Raw genomic sequence first — 7,920 nt, 5'->3', positions numbered from 1 at the left:
TTGGTGTATTAGAGCATAAATCTAAATTATTGAAAATCCCATCACTGTCATCATCTAATTGTCCATTTGAACAACCATCTGAATTTACAGTTTCTCCTGCTGGAGTATCGGAACATATATCTAAACTATTTTGAACCCCATCAGTATCATCATCTAATTGTCCATCTGAACAACCATCAGCATTTACAGTTTCTCCTGTTGGAGTATTTGGACATACATCTAAATTATCGAAAACTCCATCATTATCCTCATCCAATTGTGATGCTCCACAACCATCTGAATTTACAGCTTCTCCTGCTGGAGTATCTGAACATACATCTAAACTGTTTTGAATTCCATCTTCATCATCATCTAATTCACCTGTCCAACAACCATCAGCATTTACAGTTTCTCCTGTTGGAGTATTTGGACATACATCTAAATTATTGAAAACTCCATCATTATCCTCATCCAATTGTGATGCTCCACAACCATCTGCATTTACAGCTTCTCCAATTGGAGTATTTGCACATACATCTAAACTGTTTTGAACTCCATCTTCATCATCATCTAATTGTCCATTTGAACAACCATCAGCATTTACAGTTTCTCCTGCTGGTGTATTTGGACATAAATCATCTACGTTGTCAACACCATCACCATCAATATCTGGATTATCATTATCTGCTGTAATTTCAAAACTATCAACGGTCCATCTTGTTGGAACACCATCAGAATAATATTTAAACGCAAAATAAACTGTACCCGTAATTGTGCTAATATCTTTATCAATAAATGTATAAACTTCCTCTGTACTACTACCATTTGAATGTATAGGAATGGTTATATTTGGTACTGGGGTCCAAGTGAAATTACTTGGAGTACTTGAACCATCATAATCTGAAGAATACATAAGCAATAAAGGAGTTGTTCCAAAAGCTGCATCTAAATAAAAGTTTAATTTTTCCCCTGTTTCAGTATCAAAATTTATAGGATTATTGGTTATTAACCAATCTTTACTCGCTACATCTTCTTGGTAACCATTGATTCCATAAGAACCAGAATTATTTTCGCCAAAAGTAGATGTGCACTCCCAATTTTTGTTACTAGCTTCATTATATGTAAAGAATTTTGTATTTGCACAATCTTCAAAGTGTTCTTCAATTAAAATCGTTGGCCCAACTAAAGTGGTAACATTAAGTGGTAAACTAAATTCAGAATAATTAGAAGCAGCATCTCTCGCTTTTACAGTTACAATATAGTTTGTTTCTGGGCTTAAATTTGTGAATGATATTGAAGTTGAAGTTGTTGACTGCTTATAAATACCATCTAAATATATTAAATAATCATATACTCCAATATCATCAGTTGAATCATCCCAACTAACATCAAAAGATTTAATATCTATATTTGAAGCTATTAAATTTGTTGGAACCGTTGGCGATTCAGTATCAGAAGAACCTCCCATATTCCATTTGTCTTCAGCAACTAATCCTCCCCAAATTAATGTAGCCAAATAAGGATTGTCAATAAATGGGTTTCTGTTCATTTGAATCCCTGCGAGCACTTCATTTTTGTTTGCTTCAAAAGGAGAAACTTCATCTTCAGCATTCCATCTTAAAAACAAATCAATCATATTATCATCAATAATTAAAGGGTCTCCAAAACCAACATTTATTGGTAAACATTTCGTTTCTGAAATTTGTGTTCCTGTTCCATGGTAACGTGTATACATATACATTATAGATCTGGCAACATCTCCTTTCCATTCATCTCCAGGATACCAACCACCATTGGTTGAAATAATTCTTGAATTACCACTTCCTTCAGTAAATTTATTATTGTTTCTTTCAGAATTCCTATCCTGATCTGCAGCGTGTAAATTATAAACATCAGTTCCGGGACCAGGCTCATCAGTTCCAAGACTTGGAATCGCTAATGATTTTGCAAATATATGTTCTCGATTCCACATTCCTGCAACATAATTTGAACCCGCCATTAGTGATTTTAATCTAGTTCTGTCTGTGTCTGAATTTCCATCAGCATCATCAAATCCATAAAATAGGAGCACATTTTCGCTAATAGTTGGGTCTTCTTGAGATTGTTGGCAAGCATCCCATACATCAAATGAAGAACTAGAGTATGGAATCCCATTATGAGTGCTAATTATTTTTGAAGCTAACTCTAAAAATAAATCATTTCCTGTTTTATTTAAATTTACATCAGTATAATAGGATGGTATCGTTTGTGCGTAAAATGGTGCAGTTACTAAAAATAGTAACAAATATTGTAATGTTTTTTTCACGTTATAAAATTTTAGGGTTACAAACTTATTATTAATTTGGGTATAAAAATAATAATGTGGATAATAATTCTAACGAAAAAGTCGATTTTAAGGAAGTATTCATTAGTTAACATTTTTAAAAAATAAACACTTGCAAAATATAACCAGATTACAAATATAGAATTACTTCATTGTTTTGTTTTTACTTATTTTTGTCCAATGATAATTACAGATACCCATACACATTTATATAGTGAACAATTTAATGAAGACAGAACCGAGATGGTACAACGGGCAATTGATGCTGGTGTTTCTCGCTTTTTTATTCCGGCGATAGATTCAACATATCTTAGCGCTATGCTAGATTTGGAAAAAACATTTCCAAACAATATGTTTTTAATGATGGGTTTACATCCTACACATGTAAAAGAAAATTTCGAGGAAGAATTAGCTTTTGTAAAACAATGGTTAGATAAACGTGATTTTTATGCCGTTGGTGAAATTGGAATCGATTTGTATTGGGATAAATCTACACTACAAATTCAACAAAGAGCATTTAAAACTCAAATTGAGTGGGCAAAAGAAAAAAACTTACCAATAATTATTCATTGTAGAGATGCCTTTGATGAAATTTTTGAAGTTTTAGAAGAGGTAAAAGACAATAAACTTTATGGAATTTTTCATTGTTTTACTGGAAATTTAGAGCAAGCCAAAAAAGTAATTTCATATAATATGAAATTAGGAATTGGTGGTGTTGTAACGTTTAAAAATGGAAAAATAGACCAGTTTTTGAATGAAATTCCTTTAGAACATCTAGTTTTAGAAACCGATGCACCTTATCTTGCACCTACTCCGTATAGAGGAAAAAGGAATGAAAGTAGCTATATTATTAACGTATTAGAAAAATTAGCTGATATTTATAAAGTTACTCCACAAGAAATTGCCGAAGTAACAACTCAAAACTCAAAAAAAGTATTTGGAATCTAAACAAACCGCATATTATAAAACACCTATTGGAACTGCAAAAATTATTGGTGATATTAATGGAGTTATTTCTGTTAGCGTACTAGATGATGGTATTGAAACTTCAAAAGATATTCCTAAAGTTTTACAAGACTGTATAAAACAGCTAGAAGAATATTTTAATGGTACTAGAACTGATTTCAATTTAAAATTAAACCCTCAAGGAACCGATTTTCAAAAAAGAGTTTGGGCAGAATTGTTAAATGTACCTTTTGGAAAAACACGTAATTATTTAGAACAATCCAAAAAATTAGGAGACGCAAAAGCTATCAGAGCAGTGGCATCTGCTAATGGGAAAAATCCAATTTGGATAGTTATTCCTTGCCATAGAATTATTGGAAGTGATGGGTCGTTAACAGGTTACGCTAGTGGTTTATGGCGTAAAAAATGGCTATTAGAGCACGAAAGTCCATCGCCACAACAATCATTATTTTAAACTATATTTAACTTTTCAACGTTAGTTTAAAAAATGAAAAAAGGTTTACTTTTCTTAACTCTTTTAATTAGCGTTTCTATCAATGCTCAAATTCAATCAAAAAATGTTCATTTGAAGTCTTTTTTGGTTAAAAATGATACGGTAAAAATAGACACAGTTAGTATTAGTCCCTTTAATTTTAAAGTATTTACCAAATCAAATTCTGAAATTGATTCTTCAAAATATACTATTGATTTTTCTAAATCGATGCTTATTTTCAAAAAGGAAAATTCAATAAAATTTTCAGAAATTACAGTTCAATACACTTCGTACCCAGATTTTATAACCAAAAACTATTTTAAATTCGATAAAAAATTAATAGTTCCAAAAGCAACTGATCAAACTCAATTATTCAGTTTAACTACCAATGAAAAAAAATTACCATTTAAACCTTTTGACGGCTTAAATACCATTGGGAATATTACACGTGGCGTTACAGTTGGAAATAATCAAAATGCGGTTGTTAACTCAACATTAGATTTGCAAATTGCTGGTAAATTAAATGATAAAGTGACTTTAAAAGCTTCAATTATTGATACAAATTTACCGATTCAGGAAAACGGAAATACCTATAAATTAAATGAATTTGATCGAGTTTTTATTGAATTATATAGTGATAATTGGAGTGTTAATGCAGGTGATATTTATTTGAATAATAACGAAACTTCTTATTTAAAATTCAATAAAAAAGTTTCGGGTTTAGCCGTTAAAGCCAAAATATCGACTGAAAATTCCGAAATCAACCTTCAAACTTCTGGGGCAATTGTTAAAGGGAAATACAAAAAAGTACAGTTTAACGGTCAAGAAGGAAATCAAGGACCTTATAAATTATCCGATTTAAATACCAATACTTATATTTTAATTTTATCGGGAACAGAACAGATTTATTCAAATGGTAAATTATTAAAACGTGGTGAAAACAACGATTATACTATAGATTATAACACGGCTGAAATTACGTTTAACACCACTTTTCCTATAACTTCAGACATACGAATTACGGCAGAATATCAATTTACAGATAGAGTTTACACTCGTTTTATAACGTATAATAGCACAAATTATAAAAGTGATAAACTAAGTGTAAGCGGCTATTTTTATAATGAAAACGATTTAAAAAATCAGCCTTTAGAACAAGATTTAAGTAACGAACAAAAGCAATTATTAGCAGATGCCGGAAACGATATAACCGAAATGGTTACACCTTCAGCTTTTATAGATACTTTTTCTGAAGATAAAATTTTGTATAAAAAATCGTTGATTGGAACCACTGAGATATTTGAATTTTCAAACAATGAAACTGATGAATTATACAATGTAACTTTTACCTATGTTGGTGAAAATTTGGGAAGTTATAAATTGAAAGATGTAATTGCTATTGGAAAAATCTTTGAATATGTTGGTGAGAATTCAGGAAATTACAATCCTGTGATTCAGTTAATTGCACCAACTAAATTACAAATAGCGGTATTTAAAGCATCTTATAATCCTACTGAAAAAACAACAATTAACGCTGAAACTGCTTTTAGTAATAATGATGTTAATTTATTTTCAACCTTAGACAATGCAACAAATAAAGGACTCGCTACAAAGTTGGGCTGGGAGCAAATAATTTTTCAAAATATATGGCAATTGAAAAGTAATTTTAAGTTTGATTTTATAAATGAAAACTTCAAAAGTATTGAGCGGATTCAGAATATCGAATTTAACAGAGATTGGAATATTGAAACTACAACTGGAAACCAAAAAATGTTAAGTACTGCTTTGGCTCTTTCAAACAAAAAAAATAGCACTATAAATTATGAATTTGAAAACTTAGAATTTAGCGACTATTTTAAAGGGAATAAACATCAATTATTTGGAAATTTAGCACATAAAAACCTCTCATTTAGTTTTAATAGCAGCTTATTAAATAACAAAACAACTTTAGAAGAAGGAATTTTTTCAAGATATTATATAACCACTAAATACCAGTTACAAAACAAGTGGTTTGGTGCACATATAAATGCCGAGAAAAATGAAAGAAGTGAAATTTCAACAAATAAGTTGCTAAATTTAAGTCATAAATACAATGAGTACGAAGCCTTTTTAGGTGTTGGTGATTCTTCAAAAGTATTTACTCAAATTGGAGTAAATTTTAGAACAACGGATAGTATTCAAAATAATACGTTTGAAAAAGTAAACACTTCCAAAACCTATTATTTAAAATCGAATTTAATTAAAACCGAGAACTCAAATTTAAACGTTTATATAAATTACAGAACTGTTAAAAATGTAAATTTTAAAAATGAAGAATCATTAAACTCAAAGATTGTTTATAAACAGCAATTATTTAATCAGTTTTTAGCTTTTAATTCAGTCTATCAAACACTTTCAGGTACTTTACCACAACAAGATTATACGTATATTAAAACAGAACCCGGACAAGGTTTTTACACGTGGATAGATTATAATGAAAATGGAGTTAAAGAGTTAAATGAGTTTGAAATTGCGCAGTTTCAAGATCAAGCTGAGTATTTACGTATTATTTTGCCAACCATAAATTATATTGCTACACATCAAAATAAATTTTCACAAACCTTAACTATTAATCCGCAACAATGGAATACTAAAAGTGGTGTTAAAAAAATGCTTTCCTATTTTAACAATCAAACTTTTATTTTAATTGATAGTAAACAGAAAAAATTAGCTAAAAAGTTTAATTTAAATCCGTTTGATATTAATAATACCGACTTGCTTGGGTTAAATTTTAACTTAAATAATAGTTTATATTTCAACAAAGGGAAAAAGCAATTTTCAACTACCTATAATTTTATAAAATCACAAAATATAGCAACAACTACTATAGATAATTTAGAAAGTAAATTGCAAATGCATCAACTTCAGTTTGAACACAAGTTAGGTGAGTTTTGGCAATTTAATTTCAATATAAATAATGCTAAAAATACAAGTAACTCTTTAAACTATACCAATAGAAATTATGAATTAGATAACAGTACAATACATCCAAAGTTATCTTACTATTACAGTAAAAACACCTTCTTTTCATTTTTATATGAATTTAAAGACAAACAAAATAAATTAGGAAATTTAGAAACTTTAAAATTGGAAAAACTTGGAATTGCAGTTAACTATGCAAACGGTTTAAAAAGTATACTGAAAACCGAAATAAATATTTTTAATAACAAGTTTGAAGGGCTTAACAATTCACCGGCAGCCTATCAAATGTTAGAAGGCTTGCAACCTGGAAAAAACTATACTTGGAGTTTGTTATTTCAAAGAAAATTGAATTCATTTCTAAATTTAAACCTTAATTATTTAGGTAGAAAAAGCGAGACTTCACAAACTGTACACACAGGAACTATTCAATTAAAAGCTATTTTTTAATTTTTTATACTTTGGTTTGATTTTTGTTTCTATTTTTACTCACTAATTTAAAATTCAATTATGAAAAAAATCACCCTTTTAGCAATACTTTTTATTACAAGTTTATCGCTTTTTGCTCAAGAAAATAATTACCAAGAGGATTTATCCAAAAATGAATTAAAAATTAATATGTCTAATTTAATTGGTTTTAAATTTTTTGATGTTGGTTATGAAAGAATCCTTAATGAAGAATCAACTATTGGAGTTAATCTATTGTTTAACCTAGATAAAGATTCCGATGCTGCTAGTTTAGATGAATATCGAACTTTTTCTATTACACCATATTACAGACAATTCTTTTCAAATAAATATGCCCAAGGTTTTTTTATAGAAGCTTTTACAATGCTACATACTGCAAAAGATTATTACTATTATACTTATGATTACTATGACCCAAATACTGATACATACCATGGTGATAATGGTAGTGACAGTGACAAATACACAGATTTTGCAGTTGGTATTTCAGCTGGTGGAAAATGGGTTACTAAAAGAGGTTTTGTCGCTGAAATTTATTTAGGAATAGGTAGAGATTTACTAGGGAATAGTGACGATGAAGTAGTTGGTAGAGGAGGCGTTGCTATTGGTTATAGATTTTAATAATACAATATTTAGAAAGTAAAAAAGCCAAACTAATTTTAGTTTGGCTTTTTTTATATACTATTAAATTAATAAATATTACATTTTCATTAACCAGTTTTTAACGTCAATATCTTCTTTAATTATTGAGCGT

The 7,920-nt window shown here is 29.2% G+C and carries 5 protein-coding genes; 4 read left to right on the top strand and 1 reads right to left on the bottom strand.

Going from position 1 to position 7,920, the window contains the following annotated elements:
- On the bottom strand, positions 1–2,284 hold a 2,284-nt coding region (locus tag Q0352_RS11040), incomplete at its 3' end, for an endonuclease (RefSeq protein ID WP_299527448.1).
- A 198-nt stretch (positions 2,285–2,482) separates the two neighbouring features.
- Between Q0352_RS11040 and Q0352_RS11035 the strand changes: the two genes are divergently transcribed.
- The 4 genes from Q0352_RS11035 to Q0352_RS11020 are packed head-to-tail and all read left to right on the top strand — an operon-like array spanning position 2,483 to position 7,787.
- Complete coding sequence (locus tag Q0352_RS11035; protein WP_299527446.1) at positions 2,483–3,250, top strand: TatD family hydrolase; 768 nt, start codon at positions 2,483–2,485, stop codon at positions 3,248–3,250.
- Positions 3,240–3,722: a methylated-DNA--[protein]-cysteine S-methyltransferase gene (locus tag Q0352_RS11030; protein WP_299527444.1), complete on the top strand. Its 483-nt coding sequence runs from the start codon at positions 3,240–3,242 to the stop codon at positions 3,720–3,722. Before Q0352_RS11035 ends, Q0352_RS11030 begins: the two co-directional genes overlap by 11 nt.
- A gap of 33 nt (positions 3,723–3,755) precedes the next feature.
- On the top strand, positions 3,756–7,148 hold the full coding sequence (locus Q0352_RS11025) for a hypothetical protein (protein WP_299527442.1): 3,393 nt from the start codon (positions 3,756–3,758) through the stop codon (positions 7,146–7,148).
- A gap of 60 nt (positions 7,149–7,208) precedes the next feature.
- A complete protein-coding gene (locus Q0352_RS11020) occupies positions 7,209–7,787 on the top strand; it encodes a DUF3575 domain-containing protein (protein ID WP_299527440.1) in 579 nt (192 codons plus the stop codon).
- The last annotated feature ends 133 nt before the right edge of the window (positions 7,788–7,920 follow it).

Source organism: uncultured Lutibacter sp. (genome assembly GCF_937891065.1).
Classification (GTDB): Bacteria; Bacteroidota; Bacteroidia; order Flavobacteriales; family Flavobacteriaceae; genus Lutibacter.
The sequence above is the reverse complement of the archived record's forward strand: the minus strand, read 5'-3'. Positions and strand labels throughout refer to the sequence as shown.

Coding starts and splice junctions, on each gene's coding strand:
- Q0352_RS11025 (WP_299527442.1), top strand. CDS start 3,756: ATGAAAAAAGGTTTACTTTTCTTAACTCTTTTAATTAGCGTTTCTATC.
- Q0352_RS11020 (WP_299527440.1), top strand. CDS start 7,209: ATGAAAAAAATCACCCTTTTAGCAATACTTTTTATTACAAGTTTATCG.
- Q0352_RS11035 (WP_299527446.1), top strand. CDS start 2,483: ATGATAATTACAGATACCCATACACATTTATATAGTGAACAATTTAAT.